A 16,236-nucleotide genomic window follows, 5' to 3' on the forward strand; every position below is an offset into this window, starting at 1 on the left:
CATGGACAGCAGCAAGACTGCCCCCGGCGGGCAGGAGGACGATACGCACGGCATGCGCGAGCAGGCGCTGGCGGCGCTGGCCGCCACGTCCTGGCCAGACAAGCTGGCGGGCGTGCGCGCCATTGCCGACGACGCGCGGCTGGATTGCGAGCGCGTTCTTGCGCCCATCGCGGGATTGCCCGGCCGCCCGCCACGGCCAGAACTGGTCGCGCCGGCCGAGGTCCGCCATCGATCCATGGCCACGCAGGAAGGCCGGGCGGCGCTCCTGCACGCGCTGGCCCATATCGAATTCAACGCCGTGAACCTTGCGCTGGACATCATGTGGCGGTTTGCCGGCATGCCCGAGGCGTTCTACCGCGACTGGCTGCGCGTCGCGCGCGAAGAGGCGCTGCATTTTGATTTGCTGCGCCAGCGGCTGGACACGCTTGGCTATGAATACGGCGACTTCCCCGCGCACAACGGATTGTGGGACATGGCCGAGCGCACGCAGGACGACCTGCTGGCGCGTCTGGCGCTCGTGCCGCGCACGCTGGAAGCGCGCGGCCTGGACGCGTCGCCCATGATCCGCAACAAGCTGGCCGGCGCGGGCGACGCGCAAAGCGCGGCCATCGTCGACATCATCCTGCGCGACGAGATCGGCCACGTTGCCATCGGCAATCATTGGTACAAACAGCAGTGCGCGCTGGCGGGCAAGGAGCCGGTGGCCTGCTATGCCGAACTGGCGGCGCGCTATCAGGCGCCGCGCCTGCGCGGCCCCTTCAACCTGGAGGCGCGCCGCGCCGCCGGATTCGACGACGACGAGCTTGCCGCGCTGCAGGCCGGCTGATTGGACGACAGGACAATGGACATCACAATCGACGCGCTGCTGACAGGCGCCGTGCGGCCGCTGGGCGATTCGGGACGCGACAGCGGCATCGACAAGCATCCGGTCGGCGAGCGGCGCTGGCTGGGTCTGGAAGGACTGGACGGGGACGCGCAGGCAGACCGGCGCTTTCATGGCGGCCCGGAAAAGGCGCTGCATCATTACGCGCGCGACCACTATCCCGCCTGGCTGCAGACGCTGGGCGAACGCGCGGTGCTGCGCGCGCCGGGCGCCTTCGGCGAAAACATCTCCACCACCGGCGTGACCGAAAGCGACGTGTGTGTGGGCGACGTCTATCGCGCGGGCACCGCGTTGATCCAGGTGTCGCAGGCGCGCCAGCCGTGCTGGAAGCTGGATCACCGGTTCCAGCACAAGGGCATGGCCGCGCAGGTGCAGGCCAGCGGCATGACGGGCTGGTACTACCGCGTGCTGCAAACCGGCTGGCTGGCGCCGGGCGACACGCTGACGTTGCACAAGCGCCTGCATCCGCAATGGTCGCTGGCGCGCGTGCAGGACATCCTGAACCGCCGCGTGCTGGACCCGGACGTGCTGCACGCGCTGGCGGAATTGCCCGAGCTGTCGCCGAACTGGCGCGCGCTCTTTGAAAAGCGTGCCCGCGCCGGCGAAGTCGAAGACTGGACGCGGCGCCTGCAAGGCGATGCCGCGATCGCACCTCCCAAGGAATCCCAAGCATGAAATCCCTGTTGCGCCGCGCGCGGTTGAATACGGCTGTAACCCGCGCGGTGACGACCGCCGCGCGGCTCCTGCCGGTGACCGCCGCGCTGATCCTGCCGGCGCCCGCGGCGCTTGCCGCCGGCGACTTTGCCGCCTGCCTGTCGCAGTTGCGCGCGCCCGCCATGAAGGCCGGCGTGTCGGCGGCAACCTTCGACACGCACACGGCGCAGCTCGCGCCCGACATGGCGGTGATCGATCTGCTGGACGCGCAGCCGGAGTTCAAGACGCCCATCTGGGACTACATGGCGGGCCTGGTGGACGACGAGCGCGTGGCGGACGGGCAGGCCGGCATGGCGCGTTGGCAGTCCGAACTGGACCGCGCGTCGCAGCGATACGGCGTGGACCCGGCCACGATTGCCGCGGTGTGGGGCGTGGAAAGCAATTTTGGCCGCACGCTGGGCGGACGGCCGCTGCTGACGTCTTTGTCCACGCTGTCGTGCTACGGCCGGCGTCAGGCGTATTTCCGGGGCGAGTTCTTTTCCACGCTGAGAATCATCCAGGACGAACACATCGCGCCCGAGCGCCTGGTGGGCTCCTGGGCCGGCGCGTTCGGCCAGACGCAGTTCATGCCATCCACGTATCTTCGGCTGGCTGTGGATTTTGACGGCGACGGCAGGCGCGATCTGGTCGACAGCGTGCCGGACGCGCTGGCGTCGACGGCGAATTTCTTGAAGCGCGCGGGCTGGAATCCGGCGCTGGCGTGGGGCTACGAGGTCAAGCTGCCCGCGAAACTGGACACGTCCGGCGCGGGCCGCAAGAACAAGCGTCCCATGTCGTCGTGGGTGAAACAGGGCGTGACGCGCGCCGATGGGCAGGCGCTGCCCGGCGGCGATACGCCGGCCGGCCTGCTGCTGCCGGCGGGCCGCAACGGGCCGGCGTTTTTGGTGACGCGCAATTTCGACGCCCTGTATTCGTACAACGCCGCCGAAAGCTATGCGCTGGCCATCGCGCATCTGTCGGACCGCCTGCGCGGCGGCGGCCCGCTGCTCCAGGCCTGGCCCACGGACGATCCGGGGTTGTCGCGCGCCGAAAGGCGTGAATTGCAGCGCCTCTTGATCGCGCGCGGCTATGAGCTGGGCGAGCCCGACGGCATGATCGGCGCCCGCACGCGCCAGGCCTTGCAGGCCGCGCAGCGCGAACTCGGCCTGCCGCCGGACGGGCGCGCGGGCCAGAAGGCGCTGAAGGCGCTGAAGGCGCTGAAAGCGTCGACGCCCGCGCCGAAGCGCTGAACCAAAAGCACTATCCAAAAGCATGAACCGTCCCCGCGATTTACAACTTTTGCAAAGTCGTCGTGGGCGGCAACAGCATTGCCGTACACCGCGCTTTTCATCGGCCTATACTGATTTCCCGACTTTTTCAGGAGCGCGGCAATGAGCCTATTGGACACTTTGGCCTCGATGGCCGGCGGCGGTCAGCAAGGCGGTTCGGCCTCGCTGCTGCCCGCGCTGATCGAGCAACTGAACAAATACCCGGGCGGTCTGACCGGTCTGATCGCCAGCTTTCAGAAGGGCGGGCTGGGCGAAGTGGTGGCGTCCTGGGTGGGCACGGGCCAGAATCTGCCCGTCAGCCCTGACCAGCTCGGTTCCGTGCTGGACCCCGGCGTCGTGAACGAACTGGCGGCCAAGACGGGACAGGACACCACCTCCGTGCTGGATTCGCTGTCGGCCCTGCTGCCGCAACTGGTCGACAAGGCCACGCCGGAAGGCGCGGTGCAGCCCGGCCAGCAATTCAATCCCGCCGACCTCCTGGGCTCGCTGTCCGGCCTGTTCGGCAACCGCGGATAAAGGCTGGGCAGTCTCCTGATACCACCGCAGCTCAAATCCCCCTTGCGCCGGCGCCTGTTTCAGGCGCTGGCGTTAGGCGCCCTGGCGCCCCTGGCGGCATGTACACCGCCGCTTTCCCTTAACGCCACCTTCCTGCAGCTCTGGCGCAGTCACGCGGACCTGACCCCCGAAGACTGGCGGCTGCGGCTGCGCAGTTTCCGGCGGCTGGGTTGCCGCGAGATCTTCCTGCAATGGACCGGCCTGGAAGGCGGGCGGCCGGACGACTGGATGGCCCCCCAAGCGCTGCTGGGCACGCTGTTCGACGAAGCCGCGCATCAGGGCATTGGCATCCACGTGGGGCTGCCGTACGACCAGCGCTGGTGGGACATGCTGGCCCGCGCCGACACGCCCGCGCTGGCCGCCTTTCTGGACCAGACGCGCGAACGCGGCGGCGCGTACATGCGGGAGTCCGGCTGGAACCAGCGCCGCGCCTTCCGCGGATGGTATCTGCCTTACGAACTGGAACAGTACAACTGGGCGTCCGCCGAACGGCAGGCGCTGCTGGTGCCATGGCTGGATGCGCTGTCGCGCGCGGCGCAAGAGACCAGCAACAGCGTGCCCTGCATCTCCACGTATCACAGCCGCCTGCCGGGCGATGGATCATTGATGAAGTTGTGGAGCCACATTCTGGACCACGTGGGCATACACCCCATGATCCAGGACGGCGTCGGCGTGGCCGGGTTGGAAAACCTGCGCGCGCTGGAGCCGCTGCACGACATGCTGCTGGCTCGCCACGCGTCGTTCGACCTGATCCTGGAACTGTTCGAGGAACTGCCATCGGGCGCCACCGACGGCTCGACCTTCAAGGCGCGGTCCGCCGATTTTGAGCGGGTGCGCGAGCAGTGGGAAGTGGCGCGCGGCTATGGCGCCAAGCGCATCGTGGCCTTTGCGCTGGATCCGTGGGTCATCGACGACACGCCGGAGGCGCGCGCGCTGATGCAGGCCTGGATGGACGCTCGGCTCTGAAGTGCGCCGCTGAAGTTCGCCGCGTCAGTTGAAGCTGCGGCCGATGATCTCCAGCATGACCTCGTTGGTTCCGCCAAAGATGCGCAACGCACGCGCGTCGGCCCAGGCGCGGCCGATGCCGTATTCGGCCATGTAGCCATAGCCGCCGTAGAGCTGCAGCAGGTCGTCCAGAATGCGGCCCTGCATCTCGGTCGCATTGAGCTTGGCGATGGCTGCCGTCGTCGGATCGAGATCGCCCTCCATCATGCGCGCCAGGCAATCGTCCAGAAACACACGCAACATGGCGCTCTGCGCGCGCGCATTCGCCAGCTTGAAGCGCGTGTTCTGGTAGTCGATCACGCGGCGCCCGAACACCTTGCGGTCGCGCGTGTAATGCGCCGCCTGGTCCAGCATGCCTTCCTGCGACGCCGCCGCACGCAGCGCGATGGCCAGGCGTTCGCGCGCCAGCTCGCGCGTCATGATCTCGAACGCATTGTTCAGCGGACCCAGCAGGCAATCGGCTGGCAGGCGCACGTCGTTGAAGAAGAGCTCGCAGGTGTCCTGGCTGTGCTGGCCGATCTTGTGCAGTGGCGCGCCCTTCGTGTAACCCGGCAGGTTTTCCTCGACACAGAACAGCGACAGCCCGCGCGCGCCCAGATCGGGATCAGTGCTGGCCAGCACGATGGCCAGGCCCGCGTTCACGCCGTTGGTGATGAAGGTCTTCTGACCACTGAGCACGAAGTGTTCGCCATCGCGCCGCGCGCGCGTGCGCACCGCCTTCAGATCGCTGCCCGCGTCCGGCTCGGTCAGCGCGATGGCGCCGATGGTCTCGCCGCGCGCCATGGCGGGCAGCCAGCGCTGTTTCTGCGCGTCGGTCCCGACGTTCAGCAGATACGGCGCGACCATGTCGGAGTGGATCGAAAAGCCGATGCCCAGGAAGTTGGCACGGGCCAGTTCCTCGATCACCACGGCAGAATGCCCGAAGTCGCCGCCCGCGCCATACGGGTCGGGCAGCGCGCAATTGAGCAGCCCCTCTTCGCCGGCCCGCCGCCACAGCGCGCGCGGGGTCACGCCGGCGTCTTCCCATTCGGCATAGTGGGGCGCGATCTCGCTTGCAATGAAGCGTTTGACCTGGTCGCGGAAGAGTTCGTGGTCGTCCCGGAATACGCGGCGCATGATGGCCTCCCTATTTCTTGTAGGCGTCCGTGCCGCTGATCTGGCCATGCAGCACGGGGGCCTCGGGCGTGCCGGTCAGGAACAGGCTGTAGTGGTCGCCCGGCTGCAAGGCCGGCAGCGGCAGCGCCGGCGACGCAGCCGTGCCGCAGCCGGCGGCCAGCGTCGCGCTGACCGGATTGATCGCGCGCGCGGCGGACGCGCCGGACTCGACGTCCTTGAACAGGACCGGGCCCGACGGACTGACGGACAACTGGCCGGCGGGGCAATCCGTGGCCAGGTTGTAGAAGCGCAGCTCCGCCTTCAGCGCGTCCTGCGCGCCCGCGTTGTCGTCGATGACGCTGAACGACAGCCTGCCGCCGTCGCGCCGCGGCACCAGCGTGCTGAACGTGTCGGGCGCCACCTGCAGCGTGCCGGCGAGCTTGCCGTCGATGCGCACGTCGAAGGGCTGATTGCCCTTCACGATGGCGTAGGTGGTGGCCTGCCGGTCGGGTCCGATCTCCTGGACCGGGCCCTGCGCGACCTGCGCCTGCAGTGGGTTCACGTGCGGATTGACCACCCGCACGAACGAAGAACCCGCCGGCGGGCGGGCGGCATAGAGTTGGGCCAGCACGCCTTCGGCGGCGGCACTGGCGGCGCAGGCCGCCAGCGTCACGGCGAGGGCGAGGCGTAAGGGTGTGCGAGTCATGTTTGCGGCTCCGGTTTCCTGCTGAGGCGCGTTTCAAGATAAATGCGTTCGAGCTGCCTGCGGTCCGCCTTGTCCGTGCTGGTGGTGGGAAAGCGGGGACACGCCACCAGCTCAGAGGGAATCATGTACGGGGGCAAACGCCGGCCCAGCGTGACCTTCCAGTCCGTCAGATCGGCGGGCAGCGGTTGCAAGCCTGCGGCAGGGGATTGCGAACGCTGGCCATTTGCGGCGGGTTCGACAAAGCCTATCAGCCTGACGATGGCGCCGTCGGGACGGCGCAGCGCCACCGTCGCGCCGGCGCGCACGCCGGGCAGGGTAGCGATGGCCGCGTCGATCTCCGCCAGTTCAATGCGGTAACCATGCAGCTTGATCTGATCGTCGATGCGGCCGCGGAAGGTGACGAGGCCCTGCGCGTCGATCTCGCCCAAGTCGCCGCTGCGATAGCCCCGTTTTCCGTCGCGCGTGAACATGCGCGTGGCGTTCAGGTCGGGACGGTTCAGGTAGCCGCGCATGACGTGATCGCCAGCGATGCTGATCTCACCGTCTTCGATGAAGACCTTGGCATAGGGCTTGGCGCGGCCGATGGGAAATGGATTCGGCGCTGCCGCGCGCAACGCCGGGTCGATCTCGACCCAGGTGGTCGAGCAGGTCGCTTCGGTCGGGCCGTAGGAATTGATGATGCGCACGTGCGGGAATCGCTGCCACAATTCTTCGGCCAGCGCGGGCGTCAGCGATTCGGCGCCGAATACGAAGACGCGCAGATCGGGCAGGTGGGCGTGGTCGAAATCGGGGTTGAACAACTGCTGCCGCACGAACGAGGGCGTGGAGGCCCAGACGCTGATGCGGCTGTCGGCCAGATATTGCACGAAGGCATCGCGCTGCGCGATGGTCTCGCGCGGGCACAGCACGCAGGTGCCGCCCAGCGTCAGCGCGCCCACCCAGTTAAAGAGCGAAAAGTCGAAGCTGAACAGCATCTGATCCATGAAGACCGGCGCCGCGCCCAGCGCGAGGCAGTCGTCGATCCATCCGGCAAAAAGGCCCATGCTTTCGCGGCCGATCTGCACGCCTTTCGGATCGCCCGTGCTGCCCGACGTGAACATGATGTAGGCGAGATTCTTTTCTTCCAGCGGCGTGGCCTGGCCGCCCGTGGAAACGAATTGCGCCGCCTGTGCGTCGTAGCGCAGCCCTGCGCGCACCAGCTCGCCGATGCGTGCGATGCGCTCGGACGGGTTGATGACATCCACCGGCACGAAGGGCACGCCCAACCGCAGGCAGCCCAGTATCGCCACGAGAAACGCCGTCTCCTTGTGGCCTGAAATCACCAGCGGCGTATCGCGTTGCGCGCCCGCTTTCAGCGCTTCCCGTTCCCAGGCCTCGGTGGCGTCGCGCAGCGCGCGCCACGACGTGGCCCCGCGCGCGTCCACGACGGCGATGGCGTCCGCGCCGCTCTGCGTGTCCGCGAAATCGAACGTGTTGAAGTCGAATCGCATGGTCCGGCCCTCCCGTGGCTGCGCGCTAGGCGCCGCGGCGTTCCGCGATAAATGCGGCCAGCGTGTGCACCGATTCCAGGTGCACGTCGATCTCGGTGGGCGGGATCTTGCAGCCGAACTCGCGCTCGACCGCCAGCGCCACGTCGACCGCGGCCAGCGAATCGACCAGCCCCGATTCGATCAGCAGCGTGTCCGGGTCCACCTGCGTGAGGATGATGCCTTCGACCAGTTGCGCCACTTTGGCTTCGATAGCGTTGATGTCCATGACTTGCTCCGCGACCCCGTGGGGTCAGAATTGGAAATAGAGAAACCGGGCTTCCTTGTGCAGGTTGACCAGGCAGAAAGCCAGCAGCACCAGCATGACCACCATCCACGCCAGGTTGGGGCGCCAGCGCAGGTAGGGCTGCGGGGCCTCGTTGGGCTTGAACAGGGCGGGCGACCAGCGGCCCAGGATCTGGTGCGAATTGGGCGCGAACCACGCGATGCCCAGCAGCACGACGGCATAGATGAGCTGCATGTGGTGGCCGGCGATGACGCGCCAGGCGTCGCCAATGGCCAGACCCGCAATATGCGCGGACATATCCAGCGGCTCGATGCCGCGGGCGCCGATCATGCCCTGCACCAGCAGCATCGCGTCGCCCACGCCGTGGGCGCGGAAGAACGCCTGCGCCACCAGCACCGCCACGAAGGTGATCAGCACGCACAGCGCGCGCGTGGCGGCCCGCGTGTTGCGCGCGGCGGCGGGCTTGCGGCCCACGACGAAGATGCGCCAGGCATGGTTCACCGACAGGTACATCGCGTGCAGCAGCCCGAACACCACGAACTGGAAGCCCGCGCCGTGCCACACGCCCGCCAGCGTCATCGTGAACAGCGTGGGCAGCGCGATGCTGCCGGCAAAGCCGCCCAGCGTCTTCAGCCCGGCCGAGCCCACCGGCAGCTCGCGATTCGTGCGCCACTTGTTCACGGCCACCGCCACCGGGTAATACAGATACGCGGTGATGTAGCGCGTCAGCGTCATGTGCCAGCGCGCCCAGAATTCGATGATGTTGCCCGCCTTGTAGGGCGAGTTGAAATTCAGCGGGAAACGGATCCCGAACATCTTGGCCAGGCCCAGCGCCATGTCCGAATAGCCCGAGAAATCGAAGTAGAGCTGGAGCGCGTAGCAAAGGCTGGCGCCCCACGATCCGAAGAACTGCAACTCTCCCGGCGCCGCGAACCCCGCGTCGGCGTACGGCGCGATGCCATCGGCCAGCAGCACCTTCTTGGCCAGGCCGATCACGAACAGGATCGCACCCACCGACAGGTTCTCGGCCTTGAACCGGTAATTCTCCGGCTGCGCGAACTGCGGCATCATTTCCTTGTGATGCAGGATCGGGCCTGCGATCAGGTGCGGAAAGAACGTCACGAAGAGCACGTAGCTCAGCAGGCTGCGCTCTTTCACGACTCCTGCCTTGCAGTCCAGCAGATAACCGATCTGCGTGAACGTGAAGAACGAAATGCCCAGCGGCAGGATGATGTCGTCAACTGTTGTTGCCGTCATGCCCAAGTCATTCAGGAAGTTCAGCAGCGTCACGAAATACTTGTAGTGAAACAGCAGCGCCAGGTCGGCGCCCACGCCCAGTCCCACGATCAGGCCCTGCAGCCGGGGGCGCGCGGCGTTGTGCAGGATCAACTGACTGACCACGTAGTTGAAGGCGATGGAGCCGGCCAGCAGCACGACGAACTGCGGATTCCACCAGCCGTAAAAGACCAGCGAGGTCAGGCACAGCCACAGTGCTGCCAGCCGCACGTTCAGCCGCCCCAGCGCGTAGTACGCCGCCAGCGTCACGGGCAGGAAGATGAAAAGGAACAGGTAGGAGTTGAATAGCATCTTGGTCCGCTACGGGATGCGCGCCAGCAGGGCTTGTTCGTCCGCGGTCAGCGGCAGCGACAGGGCGTTCTCCGAGAATTCCCAGATCACGAGCTTCAGGCTGGCGGGCCATTGCGCGCGCTGTCCCAGCGCCATCGTCAGCGCGCCCGAGAACTGCCCGCCGTCCAGGCTCATGTTCCAGACCTCGCGGCCCAGGCCCATGCCCAGGCGCTCCCCGAACTGGCTGCGCCGGCCATTGGAGGTGCCGGCCAGCAGCACTTCAACCGGGGGCGGCTCATCGAGCAGGCCGCCGGCGCGCACGGGTTCGATCTTGGCTTCCGACACCTGTTCCAGCGCCGGCCGCCATCCGGCCGGCGCTTGCTCCAGGCCCGCCAGCACGATCAGATCGCCCATGCGCGGTTGCGGCGCAGAGGCCGGTTCCGTCTTGAACGCCTGCGTGCCCTTGCCGTTCAGAAGCGGCAACGCCGCCTCGGCCACGCGCGCGGCGGCCGCCTGCGCGCCCTGTGCATTCATGTGCACGTCCGTGCGGAAAAATCGGGGCGCGGGGGCGGCCAGCAGCGCGTCGCGCAGATCCACGAAGGGCACGCCATCCGCGCGCAGTGCGGCCTGCCAGGTGTCCAGCGTCTGGCGCATCGGTTGCGACACGGGCAGGCCGCAGAGTTGGGCGGACTCGATGCGCGACTTGTCGGGCACCGCGACCACCAGCACCTGAACCTGCTTGGCGCGCAGTTCGCGCACCCAGTGCCGCATCAGCCGCAGGCGTTCGTCGAAGACGTGCACGCCGGGCGGCGGCCGCAAACCGTCGCGGTAGAACAGCCAGCCGGGGCAGCCCATCGCGACCTGTTCGCCCAGGTCGCCAAACAAGCGATAGCGCAGCGCGGCGTTCCAGGTGTCGACGTCGGCCTGGCGCGGCAACGCCAGCGCCTTGTTCAGCGCGGCGCCCGCCGAGCCGTCCAGCCATGCGGACGGCGACATCGCGACGGCGCCGACGCGCGCCTGCGCCAGGCGCCAGCCGCCCCAGCCCAGGCCGACGGCCAGCAGCGCGGCGACCACCCAGGCGGTCAGCCGATGGCCCGCGGATGAGCCTCCGATGCTCGGCCCTCCGGCGGCGCGCGTCTTGTCCGGCGTATCCACGTGCCTACTTCCCGATGGCCGCTTTCATGCGCGAGCGCCAGGTGTCGGCGCTCATGATGGAAGCGTTGTCCCACAGGCCACGGGCCTCGGGTCCCTGCGCGTAGGTGGGTTCGAACATCTGCCAGACCAGCACCTGCGGCTTGTTCTGCTTGAAGGCCGGCGATTCCAGGTACTCCAGCAGCATCACCCAATGGCCCACATTGCCGGGCTTCCAGTTGACGGAAACCGGACGGTCCAGCGCGTTGGACAGCTTCTGCGGAAAGCCGAAGTAGGGCTGCACCATGCTGTGACCGGTGACATGCACGGGCGCCGGCGTGTCGTCCACGAGGCTCTGGCTGTCGGACTGGCGACGCACCGTGAAGGTCTCGCGGCCAGCCTGCTTGCGCTGGTCCGGCGTGAGGAACAGCTCGGCCAGGTCGCCGTAGCGGCGCTCGTTGACAACGCTGCCCAGCGGCATGCCGGTGCCTGGCTTGCCGGCCAGCGTTTTCACGTCTGTCTTGATGCGCTGCGCCAGCGCGTCGGCGGTGGCGTCCGCGGCGGCCTGCGTCCAGTGCTGGTCGGTGCGGTAGAAGACCTCCTGGCCGCTGCTCTTCACGCGCTGCAGCACCGCCTCGTCGTCGATGGTCGCGATGCCCGCCTGCTTGAGCTTGTCCTGAATAGTCTGATAGCGCTTCTTCACGTCGGCGCTAAGCGCCTTGCCGTCCGGCAGCTTGTCCTGATAGAAGAACGTCTTGTCCGGCAGCACCAGCACTTCAAGCTGAACGCCTTTTGCCGCCAGCACGTCGCGCGTCTCGCGCACGAGTTGCGTGGACGCGTCGATGCCGCGCATGTCCACCTGCGTCAGGCTGCCCCAGCCGGGAAAGAGCCAGTTGTCCTTGCCCTGGATCACAATGGAGGAGGCTTGCTGCGCCTGCGCCGCGGTGGCGCACGCTGCCATCAGGGCGGCCGATGCCAGCGCGCGGGCCAGCACGCCGGAAAGACCCGGCAGGGCGCGCTTCGGAAGACGGGTTGCGGTGTGCATGAATGAACTCCTTGTGTTGCGGATCGGCGTGCCGTCAGTACGACAGGGTCAGGTTGATGAACAGGCCCTTGGCCCGGTCGGCCTGCCCGCCGCCGATGTTGAAACGGTATTGCGTCGTCAGATCCAGGTAGGACATGGGCGCGGTGTAGTGATCTTCGCGGAACCAGTAGCGCAGGTTGAAGCCGGGCCCGGCGCCCATGGACCACGACTTCGAGTCGCCCGCCAGCCGGAAGGACTCCGCGCCATCGACGTCCAAACCCGTGACGCGGTTCTTGTTCCACAGCCAGTCCGCGCCGATGACCGCATAGGGGAAGAACACCAGCCGTTCGCTGATGGCGTCCACCCGATAGCTGCGGCCCACGCGCAGTTCGCCGGCGCCGAACGCCTGATCGCGTTTCAGCCGGCCCGACGATTTTTCGCCGTCGACGCCCGTCGCGTTGTCGCGCAGCCAGAACTTGGCCGGCATGTCCTGCCAGGAATAGCCGGCCTGCACATAGCCTTCCATCGTGAACCAGTCCGGGCGGTCGATGCGCAGCGTCGTGCCTTCGTACAGGCCATAGGTCACGTAGGCCAGCCAGCCGCCGCTGCCGGCGTCCGTCTGGTAGTGCGCGGTCTTGTTGCTGAGAGCGGGGGAACAGCGCAGCGCCCTCGGGTCGGGGCTGAACGTGCCACGGCGCGTAGCGCTGCCCAGGTTGAATTGACGCTCCAGCCCGAACGTCAGACCCACTTCGGTGGACGGTGTGAACCGCATGCCGAGCGATCCGATGGTGGTGGGAATGCCTGAAATGCCCGGATTGGATGATTCAGCGATGTCGATCGTGGAGGAGCCCGAGCCGCCGGGCGTTCCCTGGCAGGGATCGGACACGGTTTGGCTCTCGGTCCGGCTTCCCTTGTCGTACAGCGTGTTCGACAGGCGTCCGTACAGTTCGAAGGTTCGGGTCGAGGAATTGAGAAAGTCCGACGGCCGCCAGAAGATCTCGGCGGTGCTGAACACGGCGTCGCCAGGCACGGTGATGGCCGCGCCACCCAGGCCGGACGACGCCGGTCGCGCACCGCGGTAGCCGGCCGAGAAATAGCCGCCCCATTCGCGCGCCAACCCGCCAATGGCGTTGCGCGTGTCGAACCGCTGCTGCGGCGTGAGATCCAGCTTGCCCGCGTCGTTCTCGTCAATGGCCTCCTTCAGGCGATCCACCGCGCCGCGCTTGTCGCCCACGCCGGCCAGCGCATAGCCTTCGTCCAGGATCACGGTGGGCGGCGCCTTGCCGGTGGCGCGTGCGGCCTGAAAGTCCTCGAGCGCAAGCTTGGGCTGGCGCATGCGCTGGTGCAGGTAACCGCGCTGCATCAGCAGCGTGGGATCGTCCGGCTGCGCGGCCAGCGCCGCGCTCATGCGCGTGTTGGCCTCGGCCAGTTGCGCGGCGTTGCCGGCCGCCAGCGTGGTGGTCAGCAGGCGCTGGTATTCCTTGTTGGCGGGATCCTGCTCGGCCGCCTTGCGCGCCTGGCTGATGGCTTCCTGGTAATCCTCGCGCGCGTAGGCGGCATACGCCAGCGAGGCGGGGCCGCCGCTGCCTGCGGCATCCGACGGCAGCAGCTCGCACGAGGTGCCGTAGGGCGTGTCGCGGCAGTCCTGCACCGGCGCGGGATAGTTCGCCAGCGTCAGCGTGGCGGGAATGGCCGGTCGCGCGCCCGCGCGCTTGATGCGCTGCGCGGCGGCTTCATCCTTGCCGCCCAGCGGTTCGACCAGCGCCAGCGCGCGCGCGTTTTCGCCGGCTGCCAGGGCGGCGTCGGCCGCGATCAGGCGCACGTTGCGGCGCTGTTCGTCGTCGAGCCAGCCCTGTTTGAGCGCCGCGTCGAAGTCCGCGTCCGCCTCCTGCGTCCTGCCCTGACGCTGGCGCAAATAGCCGCGCATCAGCAGCGCAACGGTGTTCTCGTCGTCCTGCCGCATGGCGTCCGTGGCGGCTTCCTCGGCGGCGGCGAGCTGGTTGTCCAGCATGAGCGCCGTAATGAGCAGCAGGCGGTGGCTGGAACTCTCGGGCGCCAGCGCGACGGCCTGCCGGGCGAGCGGCACGGCGTCGCCGGGATGGTTGGCGATCAAGGCCTGATAGCCTGCCTCGGCCGGCTTGACCGCCATCCGGCGCTTGAGCGTCTGCTGGCGCGCGGCCAGGTCGTTGCCGTTCGGCGCGCCCAGTGACACGGCCTTGGCGACGGCTGCTTCGGCCTCGGCGTACTTGCCCTGCGCTTCCAGCGCATCCAGCCACAGCATGGCCCATGCGCCCTGTTTGGGATCGATCCGGAAGGCGCGTTCGGCGCCGCGCTCGGCTGCGGGATAGTCCGCGCGGTTGTAGTCGGCGTAGGCGCGGGTGGCGATGGGAAAGCCGCGCTGATAGGCGCTGCTGGTCCGGGGCGCGGCAGGCGTGGCGGGCGAGGCGGCGGGCCGCGCCGCGGGGGCGGGACGCAGGTTGGCGCGCGCCTGGCGCAGGGCCGGCGTGTCCAGCCCGCTGGCGATGGCATCGGCCGCGGCCTTGTCGGCCTCGTCAAGCTTGCCCTGCTTTTGCAGCGCATAGATCAGCAACAGCCGCAGGCGCTCCACGTCGGGGCGCAGCACGATGGCCGACTCCGCCTGCTGCTGCGCCAGCGCATAGTTGCCGGCGTCGTAGTTCTTGTAGCCCTCGTCGGCGAACTGCCAGGCCGCGCCCTCCAGCGGCGCTTCGGCCCGAGGCTGCGTCTGCGCACCAACCGGTGCCGCGGCCCAGGCGCAGGCCAGGGCCGCGGACAGAACGAGCGAGCGAGGAAAGGACATCATGAGGTCGAAGGTTTGGTGTCGGGCGCGGCCGGCGGCTCGCCTTGTCCGGCCTGTTGAAATTGGATCGCTTCGTGCAGCGTGCCTTCGTCCAGCCAGCCCTGTTCCGTCAGGATCTGGCCCAGCGGCTTTTTCTCGCGCGCCTGGATTTCCAGCGCCTGCTCCAGCGTGGACTGGTCGATGGCCTGCCACGACAGCAGCAGCTCGCCCAGGCGCTGGCGCTGCTGCGCCAGCTGATCGGTGGACGGGAAGTCGTGCATGGTCTTGTCCCACGCCAGCCGCTTGCCCGAAATCAGGTGGCCGATGAACAGCCGCCACGCTCGCGCCGCCGCCATGGCATTGATGAAGTTCCCGACGATCATCCGCGGAATCGACAGCAGCGCATGCTCCCAGCCGTACATCCGGCCGACGAAGTACGCGCGCTGCACCACGCGCAGCAGCAGCGCGACGGCATTGGCCCACATCAGCGTCACCAGCCAGCCGCCGGGCCGGAAGTAGGACGGGTAGTACACCGTCCACCAGCCAAACAGGTCGGCCAGATAGAAGACGAAGAAGTTGGCCAGCAGCACATAGGCCAGGATGGCGATGAAGGACGTCACCAAGCCCTTGCGATCGCGAAACAGCAGGTACTTGGTCGCCAGCGACCCGGTCCATCCCACCTGCTGCCAGCCCTGCAGCCCGATGCCCAGCGTCCAGCGCGCCTTTTGCCGGTAGGCGGTGCGGAAGGTGTTGGGAAAGTACTCGCGCACGCCCAGCGGCATGCGCAGGTGCGCGATCTGTTCCTTGCCCAGGCCGAACCACGATTGGCGCCGCGTCACGTATTCGACCGGGAACTTGCCGAAGATCTGGCGCATGCCGCGCTGAGCCAGGCGCGCGCCGATGTCGTAGTCCTCGGTCAGCGTGTCGGTGTTGAACGGTTGGTTGTTCGTCTCGGCCGCCAGCTCCACCAGCGCGCGGCGCGAAAAGCACGTGCCCACGCCCGCCGACGGCACCATCTTGGACAGGCTCTCGCGCACCACCAGATCCTTGGTGTGCCACTCCGCGAATTCGTCCATGTAGGTGCCGGCCACCAGCTCGTACCAATGGCGCTCCAGCGAGGTCACCGGCAGCTGGATGAAGTCGATGCGCGGCAGCAGGTAGTTGTAGTACTTCAGCTCCAGCGGATGCAGCACGTCTTCGCTGTCATGCAGGATCACGCCGGCAAAGGGTACGGGGTGTTTGGCGTCCTGCGCAAAGATCGCCTGCACGATCCAGTTCAGGCAGTCGGCCTTGCAGGTCGGGCCATCATGCGGCACCTCCACGCGGACCAGTTGGCGGTAGCGGCGCCGCATCCGTTCCACTTCGTTGATCGTGCGCTCGTCGTTCTGGTAGGTGCCGGCAAAGATCATGTAGTTCTTGTATTCCAGCGTCGACACCATCGTCTCGAGCATCGACGCGATCACGTCGTACTCCAGCCAGGCCGGCACCATGATCGCAAGCGGCTGCTCTTCCTTGGCGCGCAGCTGCGCGGCAGTCAGCGGCGTATAGCGGCGCTTGATGGTCAGCGACCGCCACAGCTCGCGCACCCAGTACCAGCCGTCGATGAACAGGTCATCCAGGCTGGACAGGAGGATGATCACGCCGACGACGGCGGTCACAACCTCCAGTCCGCGGTAGTAATCCGCGATCAGGTAGGGCCAGTAGAGCGAGGACATGACG

14 protein-coding genes are annotated in these 16,236 nt (G+C 67.6%); 5 read left to right on the top strand and 9 right to left on the bottom strand.

What is annotated here, in order from left to right:
• The first annotated feature begins 1 nt into the window (after position 1).
• The 5 genes from CLM73_RS07155 to CLM73_RS07175 all read left to right on the top strand — a co-directional run bounded on the left by CLM73_RS07155 (position 2) and on the right by CLM73_RS07175 (position 4,386).
• Complete coding sequence (locus CLM73_RS07155; RefSeq protein ID WP_105237890.1) at positions 2-826, top strand: ferritin-like domain-containing protein; 825 nt, start codon at positions 2-4, stop codon at positions 824-826.
• A 15-nt stretch (positions 827-841) separates the two neighbouring features.
• Positions 842-1,558, top strand: coding sequence for an MOSC domain-containing protein (locus CLM73_RS07160; protein WP_105237891.1), 717 nt, complete (start codon positions 842-844; stop codon positions 1,556-1,558).
• Positions 1,555-2,826, top strand: coding sequence for a lytic murein transglycosylase (locus tag CLM73_RS07165; protein WP_234015819.1), 1,272 nt, complete (start codon positions 1,555-1,557; stop codon positions 2,824-2,826). The genes CLM73_RS07160 and CLM73_RS07165 overlap by 4 nt, the downstream gene beginning before the upstream one ends.
• A 141-nt stretch (positions 2,827-2,967) precedes the next feature.
• On the top strand, positions 2,968-3,381 hold the full coding sequence (locus CLM73_RS07170) for a YidB family protein (RefSeq protein WP_105237892.1): 414 nt from the start codon (positions 2,968-2,970) through the stop codon (positions 3,379-3,381).
• Positions 3,382-3,423: 42 nt separating this feature from the next.
• Entirely contained in the window at positions 3,424-4,386 is a 963-nt protein-coding gene (locus tag CLM73_RS07175) for a DUF4434 domain-containing protein (protein WP_234015820.1), read from the top strand.
• Between the two features lie 24 nt (positions 4,387-4,410).
• Here the strand turns inward: CLM73_RS07175 and CLM73_RS07180 are convergent, their stop codons facing one another.
• From CLM73_RS07180 to CLM73_RS07220, 9 genes are read right to left on the bottom strand one after another with little or no spacing between them, the layout of a single operon-like run.
• Complete coding sequence (locus CLM73_RS07180) at positions 4,411-5,541, bottom strand: acyl-CoA dehydrogenase family protein (protein WP_105237894.1); 1,131 nt, start codon at positions 5,539-5,541, stop codon at positions 4,411-4,413.
• Positions 5,542-5,551: 10 nt separating this feature from the next.
• Complete coding sequence (locus tag CLM73_RS07185; protein ID WP_105237895.1) at positions 5,552-6,226, bottom strand: alginate O-acetyltransferase AlgF; 675 nt, start codon at positions 6,224-6,226, stop codon at positions 5,552-5,554.
• Positions 6,223-7,716 carry an AMP-binding protein gene (locus tag CLM73_RS07190; RefSeq protein ID WP_105237896.1) on the bottom strand — a complete coding sequence of 498 codons (1,494 nt, stop codon included), beginning with the start codon at positions 7,714-7,716 and terminating at the stop codon, positions 6,223-6,225. The genes CLM73_RS07185 and CLM73_RS07190 overlap by 4 nt, the downstream gene beginning before the upstream one ends.
• A 25-nt stretch (positions 7,717-7,741) precedes the next feature.
• Positions 7,742-7,981, bottom strand: a complete 240-nt coding sequence (locus tag CLM73_RS07195; protein ID WP_105237897.1) for an acyl carrier protein — start codon at positions 7,979-7,981, stop codon at positions 7,742-7,744.
• A gap of 24 nt (positions 7,982-8,005) precedes the next feature.
• Entirely contained in the window at positions 8,006-9,586 is a 1,581-nt protein-coding gene (locus tag CLM73_RS07200; RefSeq protein ID WP_105237898.1) for an MBOAT family O-acyltransferase, read from the bottom strand.
• A gap of 9 nt (positions 9,587-9,595) precedes the next feature.
• Entirely contained in the window at positions 9,596-10,720 is a 1,125-nt protein-coding gene (locus CLM73_RS07205) for an alginate O-acetyltransferase AlgX-related protein (protein WP_234015821.1), read from the bottom strand.
• A 4-nt stretch (positions 10,721-10,724) separates the two neighbouring features.
• Positions 10,725-11,741, bottom strand: coding sequence for an alginate O-acetyltransferase AlgX-related protein (locus CLM73_RS07210; RefSeq protein ID WP_105237899.1), 1,017 nt, complete (start codon positions 11,739-11,741; stop codon positions 10,725-10,727).
• A 34-nt stretch (positions 11,742-11,775) separates the two neighbouring features.
• Positions 11,776-14,541 carry an NfrA family protein gene (locus tag CLM73_RS07215; RefSeq protein ID WP_105237900.1) on the bottom strand — a complete coding sequence of 922 codons (2,766 nt, stop codon included), beginning with the start codon at positions 14,539-14,541 and terminating at the stop codon, positions 11,776-11,778.
• Complete coding sequence (locus tag CLM73_RS07220) at positions 14,538-16,232, bottom strand: glycosyl transferase family protein (protein WP_105237901.1); 1,695 nt, start codon at positions 16,230-16,232, stop codon at positions 14,538-14,540. The genes CLM73_RS07215 and CLM73_RS07220 overlap by 4 nt, the downstream gene beginning before the upstream one ends.
• Positions 16,233-16,236: the final 4 nt, after the last annotated feature.

This window comes from Achromobacter spanius (assembly GCF_002966795.1).
Classification (GTDB): domain Bacteria; phylum Pseudomonadota; class Gammaproteobacteria; order Burkholderiales; family Burkholderiaceae_B; genus Achromobacter; species Achromobacter spanius_D.